This window comes from Methylobacterium soli (assembly GCF_008806385.1).
Lineage (GTDB): Bacteria > Pseudomonadota > Alphaproteobacteria > Rhizobiales > Beijerinckiaceae > Methylobacterium > Methylobacterium soli.
This window is the reverse complement of sequence record NZ_VZZK01000002.1, coordinates 189,495-202,414: the sequence shown is the minus strand read 5'-3', so window position 1 is coordinate 202,414 and position 12,920 is coordinate 189,495. Positions and strand designations below refer to the sequence as shown.

The following is a 12,920-nucleotide window of genomic DNA, read 5'->3' as shown; positions in this document are numbered from 1 at the left end:
TTGAGAACGCCCGAGGCTCCGATGCGCTTTCCCGCGCCCCTGATCGAGGGGCGGCTCGTCCAGCGCTACAAGCGCTTCCTCGCCGACATAACCTTGCCGGATGGGCGCGTGGTCACGGCGCATTGCGCCAATCCGGGGGCCATGCTCGGCCTGAACCTTCCGGACTCCCGGGATCTGCTCTCGGAATCCACCAACCCGGCGCGAAAGCTGGGCTATTCCTGGGAGCTCGTGGAGGCGGACCTGCCGGGCGGCCCGCAATGGGTCGGGGTGAACACGCTGCGCCCCAATGCCCTCGTGGCCGAGGCCTTCCACGCCGGACACTTCGCGCCGCTCGGCGGCTACACGCTGCTGAAGCCGGAGGTCCGCTACGGGCGCGCGAGCCGCGTCGATTTCGTGGCCGGGGGCGAGGGCCTGCCGCCCTGCTACGTCGAGGTGAAGAACTGCCAGCTGATGCGCCGTCCGGCCCTCGCGGAATTTCCCGATTGCGTCGCGGCGCGCAGCGCCCGCCACATGGCGGACCTCGCCGGGATCGTCGCGGCGGGCGGGCGCGCGGTTGTGATCATCGTCGTGCAGATGCGGGCCGAGGCCTTCGACGTCGCCCGCGATCTCGATCCGGCCTTCGACCGCGCCTTCCGGGATGCCCGCGCCATCGGCGTCGAGACCTACGCGTATCGCTGCCGCATCGATCCGGAGGACGTCACGGTGGCGGACGAGATCCCGATCGTGACGCCGCCCTGATCCGTCAGGCCGCCCTGACCCGTCAGGCCGCTCTTATCCGTCAGGCAGCACTCGCGCCGGCGCGCTCGAACACGAGATTGAGGCGCGTGCGGGCGACCACCCGGTAGCCGTGCGTGCCGAGGAGGCGCGGCAGGTCGAGCTGCCACTGGTCGATCCCGTTCTCGACGAGCAGAAGCTTCGGCAGCAGCGATTCCGGCGCTTCGCGCAGGAAAGGCTCCAGGACGAGGTCCTCGGCGCCCTCGACATCGAGCTTGACCGCGTCGATCCGGGTGATGCCCTCGGCCTGGACGAGCCCGAGGAGCGTCACCGCCGGCACCTTGATCTGGGCACCCTCGTTGGTGCCGACGATCTTCAGGCTCGATTCGCCCCGGTTTCGCGGATCGATGAACAGGGTGAGCTCGCCCGCCTTGTCGGCCACCGCGCAGGCGATCGCCTTCACGGTGCCGAACGGGTTCTGGGCGATGTTGTAGGTGAGCCGGTCGAACACGTCGGGCTGGGGCTCGACCGCGAGGACGCGCGCGCGGGGCCCCGCGAAGGCCGCGACGAAGAGCGCGTAGGCCCCGATATTCGAGCCGATATCGAGGAAGACGCAATCGGCCGGCAGGCGCGCCTTCAGGATCGCGCGCTCTTCCGGATCGAAGAATTGCGGCGTGAAGAGCACCTTCTTCTCGCAATTGTTGTTGTAGGGATGCAGCCGCATCCGGGCCCCGTAGCGCTCGACGTCGAGGGGCTGCCCGCGCAGGAGCGAGATCGCGATCCGGCGCAGGAACAGGGCGAGCCTGCGCCCGGTCCAGGTGCCGGCGGGAATCCGGCCGGTGCGCTCCGCGATCCGGGCGACGAGCCCCGCGGGCGCGTAGGTTCCGTAAGGTTGCATGTCTTTCATCGGCAGGCGTGATGCCAGCCCCCTTGTTCGGCTGCAAGCCGTACCCGCATTGCCCAGGCCGGCCGTGCTGCTCTATTCGGGCAGGACACCGCTGAGACGAGGCCGAGACACGATGCAGACCTTCGATTCCGACGGCGTGGCGATCGCCTTCATCGACGTGCCGGCGGTCGGCGGCAGCGGCGACCCGATCCTGCTGATCCACGGCTTCGCTTCGAACCACGCGGTGAACTGGGTCAACACGCTCTGGGTCAAGACGCTGGCCCAAGCGGGCTACCGGGTGATCGCCCTCGACAATCGCGGCCATGGCGAGAGCCAGAAGCTCTACGACCCGGCCCTCTACAGCTCCGAGGCGATGGCGGGGGATGCGGTGCGCCTGCTCGATCATCTCGGCATCGCCCGGGCCGACGTGATGGGCTACTCGATGGGGGCGCGCATCACCGCCCATCTCGCCCTCGACCATGCGGGCCGCCTCCGCTCGGCCCTCCTCGGAGGCCTCGGGATGCACCTCGTCGAGGGGCGCGGCCTGCCGGGCGGCATCGCCGAGGCGCTGGAGGCGCCCGCCGGCACGCCGGCCCCGAACCCGACCGCGCAGGCCTTCCGCATCTTCGCCGAGCAGACGAAGAGCGATTTGCGCGCGCTCGCCGCCTGCATGCGCGGCTCGCGCCAGACCCTGTCGCGGGCCGAGGTGGCGCAGATCGCGCTGCCGACCCTGGTCTCGGTCGGCACCCTCGACACGGTGGCGGGCTCCGCCTCCGGCCTCGCCGCCCTGATCCCGAATGCCCGCGCCCTCGAGATCCAGGACCGCGACCACAGCAGCGCGGTCGGCGCGAAGGCGCACCGGGACGGCGTCCTGGCCTTCCTGGCCGCGCGGCCCTGATCCGACGGCCTCAGCTCTTCAGCCGGTAGCCGGTGCGAAAGATCCAGGTGACGAGGCCGAGGCAGATCGCCAGGAACAGGCAGGTCATGCCGACGCTGATGCCGAGGCTGACATCGGCCTTGCCGAAGAAGCTCCAGCGGAAGCCGCTGATCAGGTAGACCACCGGGTTGAACAGGCTCAGGGCGCGCCAGAACGGCGGCAGCATCTCGATGGCGTAGAAGCTGCCGCCGAGGAACGTCAGCGGCGTCACGATGAGGAGCGGCACCAGCTGCAGCTTCTCGAAGCCGTCGGCCCAGAGCCCGATGACGAAGCCGAACAGGCTAAAGGTGACGGCGGTCAGCACCAAGAAAGCCAGCATCCAGACCGGGTGCTCGATGCGCAGGGGCACGAACAGCGCCGAGGTGGCCAGGATGATCAGCCCGATCAGCATCGATTTCGAGGCCGCCGCGCCGACATAGCCGATCACCACCTCGACCGGCGAGATCGGGGCGGACAGGATCTCGTAGATCGTGCCCGCGAAGCGCGGGAAGTAGATGCCGAAGGAGGCGTTGGCGATGCTCTGCGTCAGCAGCGCCAGCATGATCAGCCCCGGCACGATGAACAGCCCGTAGGGCACGCCGTCGACCGCGGTGACGCGCGAGCCGATCGCCGCGCCGAAGACCACGAAGTAGAGCGAGGTGGAGATGACCGGCGCCAGGATGCTCTGCATCGCCGTGCGCCAGAAGCGCGCCATCTCGAATCCGTAGATGGCGCGGACCGCGTGCCAGTTCATGCGCGCTCCTTCACGAGGTCGACGAAGATGTCTTCCAGCGAGCTCTGGCTGGTCCGCAGGTCGCTGAAGCGGATGCCGGCCGCCGAGAGCGCCGTGAGCAGCCCGGTGATCCCGGTCCGCTCGCCCTTCGTGTCGTAGGTGTAGATCAGCTCGTGCCCGTCGCTCGCGAGTTCGAGGCCGTGCTCGGCGAGCGCCGGGGGGACGGCGGGGAGCGGCGCCTGGAGCTGGAGCGTGAGCTGCTTGCGCCCGAGCTTGCGCATCAGCTCGGCCTTGTCCTCGACCAGGATGATCGCCCCGCCCCGGATCACCCCGATCCGGTCGGCCATCTCCTCGGCCTCCTCGATGTAATGCGTCGTCAGGATCACGGTGACGCCCTGCTCGCGCAGGCGGCGCACCAGGCGCCACATGTCCTGGCGCAGCGCCACGTCGACGCCGGCCGTCGGCTCGTCGAGGAACAGGATCTGCGGCTCGTGGCTCAGCGCCTTGGCGATCAGCACCCGGCGCTTCATGCCGCCCGAGAGCGCCATGATGCGGCTGTCGCGCTTCTCCCAGAGCGAGAGGTCGCGCAGCACCCGCTCGATATGGGCGGGGTCCTTGGGCAGGCCGAACAGCCCGCGGGTGAAGCTCACGGTGTTCCAGACGGTCTCGAACGCGTCGGTCGTGAGCTCCTGCGGCACGAGGCCGATCTTGCGCCGGGCTGCCCGGTAATCGGTCAGGATGTCGTGGCCGTCCGCCGTCACGCGCCCGGAGCTCGGCGTGACGATGCCGCAGACGATGTTGATCAGCGTCGACTTGCCGGCGCCGTTGGGGCCGAGCAGCGCGAAGATCTCGCCGCGCTCGATCGCGAGGCTCACGTCCTTGAGGGCGACGAGACCGGAGGCGTAGACCTTCGACAGGTTCGAGATCGAGATGATCGCCAAAGAATCGGCCTCGCTGGGCGGGAGGACGGGAGGGGCCGGTGCGCGGATCGCGCGCCCCTCTCAGAAAAAAAGCCGCCCGGAGGCGGCTTTGGTCGGCTCAGGTCCGGCGCGATCAGGCCCGGAGGCGGTTCCGGACCTCGCCGAGGCTGAGCCGGACGAGGTCCTGCGCGGCCTCGCCCTGCATCCGCTCGCGCAGGATCGTCTCGGAGACCTTGACGGCGGCGTCGGCTGCGGCGGCCCGGACCTGGGCGGTCGCCTGGGCCTCGGCCTGGGCGATCTTCGTCTCGGCGGCCTTCGTCCGGCGCGCCAGGAACTCGTTCATCCGGGCATGGCCCTCCTCGGCGGCCCGCTCGGCCTCCTGGCGGGCGCTGGCCACGATGGCCTCGGCCTCGCGCTCGGCCTCGGTGCGGCGGCGCTTGTAATCGGCCAGGACGGCGGCGGCCTCCTCGCGCAGGCGGCGCGCCTCGTCGAGCTCGGCACGGACGCGCTTGGCCCGGCCGTCGAGCCCCTTGGTCATCATGCCGAAGCCGCCGACCTTCCAGACGATCGCCATGAAGATGACGAAGGCGACCGCGACCCAGAACTCTGCTGTCAGCAACATGTGCGTCGATCCCGTATCAGTGCGCGGTGACGGCGCGGTCGAGGGCCCGGTCGAGGGCGGTCTGGTCCGGGGCCTGGCCGGTCAGGCGCTCGACGATGGCGGAGGCGGTCTCGCCGGCGATGCCGCGGACATTGCCCATCGCCTCGGTGGTGCGCGTGCGGATGGTGGCCTCGGAGGCGGCGAGCTTCTGGTTCAGCTCGGCCTCGAGCGCCTTGCGCTTGGTCTCGGCCTCGGCCGCGAGGGTGTTGCGGGTGCCCTGCGCGATGTCGCGGGCCTTCGCCTGCGCGTCGCTCAGCGACTTCTCGTAGGCGGCGCCGGCCGTGTCGGCCTCGGCCTTCATCCGCTGCGCCTCGTCGAGATCCGACGACAGCCGGTTCGAGCGCTCGTGCAGGATGGCCTGGATGCGCGGCAGCGCGATCTTGTCCATCAGGTAGTAGAGGAGGCCGAACGCGATCGCGAGCCAGATCAGCTGCGACAGGAAGGTATGCGTCTCGAAGGGCGGAAAGGCGGCGCCGTGCGGCGCAGGATGCTCGGTGTGAGCGCCCAGCTGCGTGTCGGCGTTGGGCGAGGGATGCGTAAGGGGGTTTGGCTGCGCCATGACCTCGTCCGTGATCTTGCTACACGTGATCTGGCTTCACGTGACCTTGGAAAGAACGAGCGCTCCGCGTGTTCGGAGCGCTCTCCCTTGAGCCGGCCGGCGTTCCCGCCGGCCTCCGCGGCTTCGCCGCGGAGGCCATGTCTCGACCGTCTGTCTCGACCGTCTCAGACGGCGAAGAGCAGGAGGAGCGCGATCAGCAGCGAGAAGATGCCGAGCGCTTCCGTGAGGGCGAAGCCCAGGAGCAGCGTCGCGCGCTGGCCGTCGGCCGCGGAGGGGTTGCGAAGCGCGCCGGCAAGGAACTGACCGAACAGGTTGCCGAGACCGATACCCGCACCCGCCATGCCGAGGCAGGCGAGGCCGGCGCCGATGTACTTCGCAGCGACGGGATCCATGAGTAACTCCTGATAGGTTTTGAAGAACGAGAGTTCGTTTTCGGCGGGAGGAGCCGACCGTCAGTGGCCGGGGTGAAGGGCGTCGTTGAGGTAGATCGCGGTCAACGTCGCGAAGACGTAGGCCTGCAGCGCCGCAACGAGGAACTCGAGGGCCGTCAGCGCGATCGTGAGGGCGAGCGGGAGGGGCGATAGCACGCTCCAGGCCCCCGCGGAAAGCAGGGCGGCGACGAAGAACGCGAAGATCTTCATCGCGATGTGGCCCGCCAGCACGTTCGCGAAGAGACGAACCGAGAGGCTGATCGGCCGCGACACGAAGGAGATGATCTCGATCGGCACGAGGATCGCCAGGAGAGGCTTCGGCACGCCCGACGGCACGAACAGGCCGAAGAAGTGGCTGCCATGCTTCATCACGCCGTAGCCGATGACGACGCCGATCACGAGGGCGGCCAGCCCGAAGGTGATGATCAGGTGGCTGGTGACCGCGAAGGCGTAGGGGATCATCCCGAACAGGTTCAGGATGAGGACGAACATGAACAGCGAGAAGACGAGCGGCATGAACTTCTTGCCGCCGTCGCCGGTCGCCTGGTGCAGCGTATCGGCGATGAATTCGTAGAAGATCTCGGCAAGCGACTGCATCCGCCCCGGCACCACCGAGCGGCTGGCCGTGGCCGCGATGGTGATCAGCGCGATGACGCCGACGGCGGCGAACATGTAGAGCGCCGATTGCGTGAAGGCGATCTCCTGGCTGCCGATGTGCCCGAGAGACACGAGCGGCTTCAGCTCGAACTGGTGGATCGGGTCTACATTGACCGCCATGCCCGCTTCCGTCCCTTGCCTGTCTGCGGGCACCTCCGGGGATCATCCCGCGGCGGCCACCCGTGAAGCCCTTTGGTCGCTCACGATCCCTTGCGGTCGTCCGGCCCGGAGCGCGATCCGCTGAAGCCGGATGTGCGCATCACGTTGTAGACGCCCGTCACGAAGCCCAGCATCAGGAATACGATCATCCCCCAGGGTTTCGTCCCGAGAAAACGATCGAAGATCCAGCCGAGGATGCCCCCTGCGATCACGCCCGCGATGAACTCCGTGGAGAGTTGCATCGCGCGCCCGAGCGGGGATGGCCCATCGGACGACCCGGAGCGCGACGAAGGATCGGGAGAGGCCGACGGCCGCTTCCGTTCAATCTGCGTCTCGAGACGTTTGAGCCTCGCGGAGAGATCGCTGTCCGGTGCCGTTCCCCGCCCCTTGTCGCCCTCGTCCTTTGCGTCGTTGCCGCTCACGGCGAAAACTCACATTGGCAAGAGCGAGAGGAACCGGCTGGAACGCCCCTTCAAGCGCGGCGCACCATAGTTTCGCCCACCTTGGGTGTCAAGGCGAGCGAAATGCAATTCAAGCCATTGATTTATATCAAGAATTGCGGTTTCGGCCCTGCCGCGCCGAAACCTTCATGCGCGGGACGCCGCCGCGGGTTCGCGGGCGTCGCGCGGCCCCCGGCGGGCGCCGCGCGGCGGATCAGGCGCCGAGGATCGGCTTGATCACCTTCTCCAGGCCGTCGATCGAGATCTCGCCCTTGTAGCGCTCGCCGTTGATGAAGAAGGTCGGGGTGGAATCGACCTTGAAGGTGTCGAGCCCGCGCTGCTTCACCGCGTTCACGGCGCTGTAGATCTTCTGGTCCTTGAGGCAGGCCTCGAACTTCTCCTTCGAGAATCCGGCCTGACGCAGCATCTGCTCGAGGGCGTCGACGGGCGATTGCGGCTTCTGGACGAAGGCCCAGGCGGCCTGCTGGTCGAAGAGCAGGTCGGTGATCGGGTAGTACTTCGCGTCCCCGTCGCAGCGCGCCAGCATGAAGGCGGCGGTGGCCAGGGGGTCGAGGGGGAACTCGCGCAGGGTGAAGCGCACCTTGCCGGTGTCGATGTAGCGCGCCTTCAACTCGGGCCAGGTCTGGCGGTGGAACGCCGCGCAATGGGAGCAGGTCATCGAGGCGTACTCGATGATCGTGACCTTGGCGTCCTTGGGCCCGAGCCAGACGTCCCCGAGCGGGCCGGGCTGCATCAGCGCGGCCACGTTCTCGCTCTGCGCGAAGGCCGAGAGCGAGAGCTTCGGCAGGAGGATGGCCGCGCCGACCGCAAGGCCGGTCGCTTTGATGGCGTCGCGCCGGGTGATCATGATCGTGACGAGCTCCGGTGACTGGGTGCGGGTGGATGATCGGGCTGCGGTAGAATCTCGCGCGGGCCCTGGCAAGGCGCCGTGCCGTCGCTACCCCGCCTGGCCTCGCGGCCGCGTCATCGTTTCGGGCCCGCCGCCACGACGGCGGTGCCGAGGCGGTCGAGGGCATCGCGCAGGCCCTCGTCGCCGATCTGCGACACCGCGAGCGCGACCTCGCCCCGGCGGGCCGGGTCGATGGACGGGGCCGCATGGCGCCGCGCGCCCCGGTCGATCCGGCCCTGCTGCATCACGATCTTGCCGATGCAGGCCCAGCCGTAATGCGCGTTGATCCGCTCGATCACGACGGGGGCGAGATGCTGGAGCTCGATCGCGAACACCCCCTCGACCCGCACCACCAGGGTGCCGGATTCCGGGCGCCCGTCCTCGTCCTTGCGGCGGCGCCTGGGCCATTCGAGCCTGGAGGGCTGGCAGTGGCGGGCGAGGCGCGGGCCGACGATGTCGGGCCAGGCCGCCAGGATGTCGGTCGAGGCGAAGCCTTGCGCCGCGAAGGCGGGCCCGATGCAGGCCTCGAGGAGTTCAGCAAGCGGTTTGACGCGCGCCATGGGATGGACTTGCCCTCGGGGGCTCCTGGCCTCGGGACCCGGAGAGCCGCGATGATACGCCAAGCCGGGCCGCGACGGGAGCGCTTTGATCGGCCCGCCGGCCCGGCTATGCACGGAACCGCATGTCAGCGCCCGATGCGACGATTCCGGGGCCTCGGGCCGCCGACCTCCTCTGCTGGTACGACCGGCATCGCCGGGTCCTGCCCTGGCGGGCGCTGGCGGGCGAGCGCCCCGACCCCTACCGCGTCTGGCTCTCGGAGGTGATGCTGCAGCAGACCACGATCGCGGCGGTGAAGCCCTATTTCCAGCGGTTCTTGGAGCGCTTCCCGACCGTCGAGGCCCTGGCGGAGGCGCCCGAGGAGGCCGTGATGGCCGCCTGGGCCGGCCTCGGCTACTATTCCCGGGCGCGCAACCTCCATGCCTGCGCCAAGGTGGTGGCGGCCGCCGGGCGCTTCCCCGACACGGCCGAGGCGCTGCGCAGGCTCCCGGGGATCGGCGCCTACACGGCGGGCGCCATCGCGGCGATCGCCTTCGACCGCCAGGAAGCCGCCGTCGACGGCAATGTCGAGCGCGTGATGACCCGGCTCTGCGCGATCGAGACGCCGCTGCCCGCGTCCCGGCCCGAGATCCGCCGGATCACCCAGGCCCTCGTCCCCGCCGACAGGCCCGGCGACTTCGCCCAGGCCGTGATGGATCTCGGCGCGACGATCTGCACGCCCAAGCGCCCGGCCTGCGCCCTCTGCCCCTGGCTCGGACCCTGCCGCGCCCGGGTCTTGGGCCTGCAGGAGACCTTTCCCCGCAAGGTGAAGGTCGTGAAGGGCACGCTGCGGCGGGGGGCCGCCTTCGTGGTCGTGCGCGGCGGCGACGAGGCCGTCCTGCTGCGCACGCGCCCGGCGACCGGCCTGCTCGGGGCCATGGCGGAGCCGCCGATGAGCCCCTGGGAGCCGGATTACGACCCGGCCCGGGCCCTGCTCGACGCGCCCCTCGATGCCCGCTGGAAGCGCCTGCCTGGCCTCGTGCGGCACGGCTTTACGCATTTTCCCCTGGAATTGACGGTGTTCCACGCCCGCGTCGGGCTGGCGACGCCGGCCCCGGAGGGAATGCGCTTCACACCCCGGCGCGACCTCGACGCGGAGCCCTTGCCCGGGGTGATGAAGAAGGTCCTGGCCCACGCGCTCAATCCGCCGGCCGAGCCCGCGCCGGCGCGGGCGGCAAAGCCGAAGCGGGAGCCGGCGCCGGCGCCGCTCCTCGCCGCAGCCGAAGTGACGATTCCCGAGCCCGAGCCGCTGCCGACCATCCGCTCGGTGCCCAAGCCGAGGCCGCGCGAGGCTCGGCCCGAGCTTGCCCGGACAGAGGCCGACGACGGACCCATGGATTTCGCCGATGACGCGATGGCGGCGGAGGAGGGGGCGCTCGCCCGGCCGGCCGCGCGCCCGAAGCCCGCGCGGGGCCGGCCCCGCGCATCGAAGCGCTGAGGCCGCCCGGCAGCGATCAGGCGGTGGCGCCCATCTGCGTGCGCATCTTGGCCCGGAAGGTGTCGATGACGACGCGCTGGCCGTTCCGCTCGGCGTGCCAGAAATCCCAGCCGTTGCAGGCGGGCAATCCCTGCACGAGGGCGCCGATCTTGTGGATCGAGCCGCTGACCGGGCCGACCATCACGGTGCCGTCCGGGCGCACCACCGCCTTGAAGCGCCCGCGGGCGTCGCTGAGCGTCTCGCCGGCCCGGACATGGCCGGCCTCGATCACGCTGAGGAAGGGCACCCGCGGCTCGGCCCGCTTGGCCGGCGCGAGGGCGAGGGTCGCCTGCGACAGGGGCTCGACCGCCGCGATCCGCTCGCGGGCGGCATCCGCGTAGACCGTCTCGCGCTCGATGCCGATGAAGCGCCGGCCGAGGCGCTTGGCGACTGCGCCCGTCGTGCCGGTGCCGAAGAACGGGTCGAGCACCACGTCGCCGGGGTTCGTCGCCGAGAGCAGCGTCCGGGCGAGGAGCGCCTCTGGCTTCTGGGTCGGGTGGACCTTCCGGCCGGCGGCGTCCTTCAGGCGCTCATCCCCGGTGCAGAGGGGGATGAACCAGTCGGAGCGCATCTGAAGGTCCTCGTTGCCCCCCTTCAGCGCCTCGTAATGGAAGGTGTACTTCGCGTTCGGGTCGCGGGAGGCCCAGATCAGGGTCTCGTGCGCGTTGGTGAAGCGCTTGCCGCGGAAATTCGGCATCGGGTTGGCCTTGCGCCAGACGATGTCGTTGAGAATCCAGAAACCAAGATCCTGCAGCGCGCTGCCGACCCGGAAGATGTTGTGGTAGGACCCGATCACCCAGAGCGAAGCATTGGGCTTCATCACGCGGCGGCAGGCGGTGAGCCAGGCGCGGGTGAAGCTGTCGTACTGCGCGAGGCTCGAGAACTTGTCCCAATCGTCGTCGACGGCGTCGACGCGGCTCTGGTCGGGGCGCAGCAGCGCGCCCTCGCCGAGCTGGAGATTGTAGGGCGGGTCCGCGAACACGCAATCGACGCTGGCAGCCGGCAGGCTGTCCATGGCGGCGATGCAGTCGCCGATGAGGATTTCGTCGAGGGGAAGACGCTGGACGGAGGGTACGAGACCCATCCGTGGCGCCGACGCGGCCCGCCCGGTACGCGAGACTTGTTTCCGGGCGGCGGCGCCGGCGACCACGGTACGCGGGGAGGCCATGGCAAACACCGGTTACGCGACTGACCGGGGGACCATGCGGCCGTTAGGGTAAAGGTCGGGTTGCCACCCGGAACCCCTTCCGTCTCGATTTGGGGCTGCAGAATTTGCCGGGTTGCCTGGCGATGCTGTCGTTTTAACCCGGACCATCCGGAGAAGCCCGGGCCTTTGACTGTCCGCGACCCGTGGCGGCCGGACGGCGCCCGCTCGCATCCCCGAGATTCCGGATTCCGCACGCGAGCGCCGCGTGAAATGCGGGCAAACGCGCGGCCGTCATATGATTTGTTCCATCGCAAAACGAGGGGCAGGGCTTCGCTGAGCGCAGGCCTCCGGCGTTCGCCGCCAGATCATCCGTGACTTCGCGATCACTTCAGAGCGAAGTCGTTCGATGTATCGCGACGCTCGCTCGAAGAAAAAATCATGAAATCAAATCTATCGCGATACTTGGCGCAAAAACTGCTCAGCCTGCGTGGAGATTTAGCCTGGAGGACGTCTCGCCGCGTCGCGAAGATCGCGTCTCATTTTGGCCCCGATCGGCTTCATTTTCCCCGCCATCGCAAACAACAAAGGGAATGCGAATGCACATGAAGCCTGTTCGTTGGTCCGCAGCTGCTCTCCTGGGTACCCTCGTCTCCCTCGCCGCGCTGAATCCAGCCACGGCCCAGAGCGGAGCCGCCTCCTGGTACGGCAGCGGGCACCAAACCGCGAATGGTGAGCGCTTCAATCCGAATGGAATGACCGCCGCTCATCGCAGCCTGCCGTTCGGCACGCGTGTTCGCGTCGAGAACAAGCAGACGGGGCGCTCCGTGGTGGTGCGCATCAACGATCGCGGGCCCTTCGTCCGCGGCCGGATCATCGATCTGTCCCGCGGTTCGGCGCGCGCGCTCGGCATGGGCGGCACGAGCTACGTCTCGCTGCACGTCGTCGATTGAGCATCCCTCCGGCCGGCGTTGCCTGAACCGTCGGTCGGCCCCATCTGACGTGCCGCAGCACGAAGGATGGTACTTCTCGGATGACTAAGCCCCTGATCGTCGAAATTCCGCATGAGCTCGGTCGCGACGAGGCGCGGCGCCGGATCGAGACCGGCGTCGAGCAGGGGCGAGCCCTCTTGGGCAAGAGCGGCGTCACCATCGGCAATCTCACCTGGACCGGGGACCGCCTCGATTTCGCGCTGTCCGCGCTGACGCAGAGCGTCGACGGTCAGATCGATGTCGGCCCCGAAAGCGTGCGCGTGGAGGTGCGGCTTCCCCTCCTGCTCGCGTTGTTTGCCGAGAAGATCCGCAAGTCACTCGGCAAGGAAGGCAATCTCCTCCTCACCAAGAAGTAGGTCGCGGCGGAACCCGCCCGGGGCGGGGTCGTTGCCGACGACACGTCATGCTGGCTCAGGAGGAGCGACCGCTCATGTCGAATCCAGGTCCGATCCCCGAGGCGCCCGTCCCGGATACGCCCTACGAGCCGCCGCAGGTCCCGCAACCGAGCCCCGGGCCGGAAATCCCCGGCGAGACGCCGACGGAAGCCCCCGGCGATCGTCCGGCCGAGATACCGATCAACGATCCGGGCACCTCGCCGCAGATCACGCCGGATCCCTCACCCACAGGCCCTGCCAACCCAACGGCATGAAGCGGGCACGAGAGCCGCGCCGGGGCTGACCCGGAAGCAGCATTTGTTTGCGGGCACGCGCGCTGTCATAAGCCC

General features: G+C 69.2%; 17 protein-coding genes. 6 read left to right on the top strand and 11 right to left on the bottom strand.

Annotated features, from left to right (window positions below; all coding sequences use genetic code 11):
• The first annotated feature begins 21 nt into the window (after positions 1-21).
• Entirely contained in the window at positions 22-738 is a 717-nt protein-coding gene (gene sfsA, locus F6X53_RS03070) for a DNA/RNA nuclease SfsA (protein ID WP_150997106.1), read from the top strand.
• A 40-nt stretch (positions 739-778) separates the two neighbouring features.
• On the opposite strand, the gene F6X53_RS03065 is transcribed toward sfsA, so the two are convergent.
• The gene (locus F6X53_RS03065; protein WP_150997104.1) at positions 779-1,621 is read right to left on the bottom strand and encodes an FkbM family methyltransferase; all 843 of its coding nucleotides are present in this window, start codon (positions 1,619-1,621) and stop codon (positions 779-781) included.
• A 112-nt stretch (positions 1,622-1,733) separates the two neighbouring features.
• Here F6X53_RS03065 and F6X53_RS03060 point away from each other — a divergent pair, with 112 nt between their 5' ends.
• A complete protein-coding gene (locus tag F6X53_RS03060; protein ID WP_150997102.1) occupies positions 1,734-2,498 on the top strand; it encodes an alpha/beta fold hydrolase in 765 nt (254 codons plus the stop codon).
• 10 nt (positions 2,499-2,508) lie between these two features.
• Here the strand turns inward: F6X53_RS03060 and F6X53_RS03055 are convergent, their stop codons facing one another.
• The 9 genes from F6X53_RS03055 to F6X53_RS03015 form a co-directional block, all read right to left on the bottom strand.
• Positions 2,509-3,270 carry an ABC transporter permease gene (locus F6X53_RS03055; protein WP_150997100.1) on the bottom strand — a complete coding sequence of 254 codons (762 nt, stop codon included), beginning with the start codon at positions 3,268-3,270 and terminating at the stop codon, positions 2,509-2,511.
• Entirely contained in the window at positions 3,267-4,190 is a 924-nt protein-coding gene (locus tag F6X53_RS03050) for an ABC transporter ATP-binding protein (protein WP_150997098.1), read from the bottom strand. The genes F6X53_RS03055 and F6X53_RS03050 overlap by 4 nt, the downstream gene beginning before the upstream one ends.
• 112 nt (positions 4,191-4,302) lie before the next feature.
• The gene (locus tag F6X53_RS03045) at positions 4,303-4,788 is read right to left on the bottom strand and encodes a F0F1 ATP synthase subunit B family protein (RefSeq protein ID WP_191970676.1); all 486 of its coding nucleotides are present in this window, start codon (positions 4,786-4,788) and stop codon (positions 4,303-4,305) included.
• A 19-nt stretch (positions 4,789-4,807) separates the two neighbouring features.
• On the bottom strand, positions 4,808-5,389 hold the full coding sequence (locus F6X53_RS03040) for a F0F1 ATP synthase subunit B family protein (protein WP_150997094.1): 582 nt from the start codon (positions 5,387-5,389) through the stop codon (positions 4,808-4,810).
• Positions 5,390-5,553: 164 nt separating this feature from the next.
• Positions 5,554-5,781 carry a F0F1 ATP synthase subunit C gene (locus tag F6X53_RS03035; protein WP_007566773.1) on the bottom strand — a complete coding sequence of 76 codons (228 nt, stop codon included), beginning with the start codon at positions 5,779-5,781 and terminating at the stop codon, positions 5,554-5,556.
• 60 nt (positions 5,782-5,841) lie between these two features.
• Positions 5,842-6,597, bottom strand: a complete 756-nt coding sequence (locus tag F6X53_RS03030; RefSeq protein WP_150997092.1) for a F0F1 ATP synthase subunit A — start codon at positions 6,595-6,597, stop codon at positions 5,842-5,844.
• Positions 6,598-6,677: 80 nt separating this feature from the next.
• The gene (locus F6X53_RS03025) at positions 6,678-7,058 is read right to left on the bottom strand and encodes an AtpZ/AtpI family protein (RefSeq protein ID WP_150997090.1); all 381 of its coding nucleotides are present in this window, start codon (positions 7,056-7,058) and stop codon (positions 6,678-6,680) included.
• Positions 7,059-7,290: 232 nt separating this feature from the next.
• Positions 7,291-7,944, bottom strand: coding sequence for a DsbA family protein (locus F6X53_RS03020; protein ID WP_150997087.1), 654 nt, complete (start codon positions 7,942-7,944; stop codon positions 7,291-7,293).
• Positions 7,945-8,060: 116 nt separating this feature from the next.
• Positions 8,061-8,546 (bottom strand): DUF721 domain-containing protein, encoded by a 486-nt coding sequence (locus F6X53_RS03015; protein ID WP_150997085.1) that lies wholly within the window; start codon positions 8,544-8,546, stop codon positions 8,061-8,063.
• 122 nt (positions 8,547-8,668) lie between these two features.
• Between F6X53_RS03015 and mutY the strand changes: the two genes are divergently transcribed.
• Positions 8,669-10,021 (top strand): A/G-specific adenine glycosylase, encoded by a 1,353-nt coding sequence (gene mutY / locus F6X53_RS03010; RefSeq protein ID WP_150997083.1) that lies wholly within the window; start codon positions 8,669-8,671, stop codon positions 10,019-10,021.
• A gap of 16 nt (positions 10,022-10,037) precedes the next feature.
• On the opposite strand, the gene F6X53_RS03005 is transcribed toward mutY, so the two are convergent.
• On the bottom strand, positions 10,038-11,228 hold the full coding sequence (locus F6X53_RS03005) for a site-specific DNA-methyltransferase (RefSeq protein ID WP_150997081.1): 1,191 nt from the start codon (positions 11,226-11,228) through the stop codon (positions 10,038-10,040).
• A gap of 581 nt (positions 11,229-11,809) precedes the next feature.
• On the opposite strand from F6X53_RS03005, the gene F6X53_RS03000 reads away from it, so the two are divergent.
• The 3 genes from F6X53_RS03000 (at position 11,810) to F6X53_RS02990 (ending at position 12,845) form a co-directional block, all read left to right on the top strand.
• Entirely contained in the window at positions 11,810-12,157 is a 348-nt protein-coding gene (locus F6X53_RS03000) for a septal ring lytic transglycosylase RlpA family protein (RefSeq protein ID WP_150997079.1), read from the top strand.
• Positions 12,158-12,237: 80 nt separating this feature from the next.
• Entirely contained in the window at positions 12,238-12,552 is a 315-nt protein-coding gene (locus tag F6X53_RS02995; RefSeq protein ID WP_150997077.1) for a polyhydroxyalkanoic acid system family protein, read from the top strand.
• 74 nt (positions 12,553-12,626) lie between these two features.
• Positions 12,627-12,845 (top strand): hypothetical protein, encoded by a 219-nt coding sequence (locus tag F6X53_RS02990; RefSeq protein WP_150997075.1) that lies wholly within the window; start codon positions 12,627-12,629, stop codon positions 12,843-12,845.
• The last annotated feature ends 75 nt before the right edge of the window (positions 12,846-12,920 follow it).

Bases quoted from the DNA above. Each gene is read 5' to 3' on its own strand.
- sfsA (WP_150997106.1), top strand. From the start codon at position 22: ATGCGCTTTCCCGCGCCCCTGATCGAGGGGCGGCTCGTCCAGCGCTAC.
- F6X53_RS03065 (WP_150997104.1), bottom strand. From the start codon at position 1,621: ATGAAAGACATGCAACCTTACGGAACCTACGCGCCCGCGGGGCTCGTC.
- F6X53_RS03060 (WP_150997102.1), top strand. From the start codon at position 1,734: ATGCAGACCTTCGATTCCGACGGCGTGGCGATCGCCTTCATCGACGTG.
- F6X53_RS03055 (WP_150997100.1), bottom strand. From the start codon at position 3,270: ATGAACTGGCACGCGGTCCGCGCCATCTACGGATTCGAGATGGCGCGC.
- F6X53_RS03040 (WP_150997094.1), bottom strand. From the start codon at position 5,389: ATGGCGCAGCCAAACCCCCTTACGCATCCCTCGCCCAACGCCGACACG.
- F6X53_RS03035 (WP_007566773.1), bottom strand. From the start codon at position 5,781: ATGGATCCCGTCGCTGCGAAGTACATCGGCGCCGGCCTCGCCTGCCTC.
- F6X53_RS03030 (WP_150997092.1), bottom strand. From the start codon at position 6,597: ATGGCGGTCAATGTAGACCCGATCCACCAGTTCGAGCTGAAGCCGCTC.
- F6X53_RS03020 (WP_150997087.1), bottom strand. From the start codon at position 7,944: ATGATCACCCGGCGCGACGCCATCAAAGCGACCGGCCTTGCGGTCGGC.
- F6X53_RS03015 (WP_150997085.1), bottom strand. From the start codon at position 8,546: ATGGCGCGCGTCAAACCGCTTGCTGAACTCCTCGAGGCCTGCATCGGG.
- mutY (WP_150997083.1), top strand. From the start codon at position 8,669: ATGTCAGCGCCCGATGCGACGATTCCGGGGCCTCGGGCCGCCGACCTC.
- F6X53_RS03005 (WP_150997081.1), bottom strand. From the start codon at position 11,228: ATGGCCTCCCCGCGTACCGTGGTCGCCGGCGCCGCCGCCCGGAAACAA.
- F6X53_RS03000 (WP_150997079.1), top strand. From the start codon at position 11,810: ATGAAGCCTGTTCGTTGGTCCGCAGCTGCTCTCCTGGGTACCCTCGTC.
- F6X53_RS02995 (WP_150997077.1), top strand. From the start codon at position 12,238: ATGACTAAGCCCCTGATCGTCGAAATTCCGCATGAGCTCGGTCGCGAC.
- F6X53_RS02990 (WP_150997075.1), top strand. From the start codon at position 12,627: ATGTCGAATCCAGGTCCGATCCCCGAGGCGCCCGTCCCGGATACGCCC.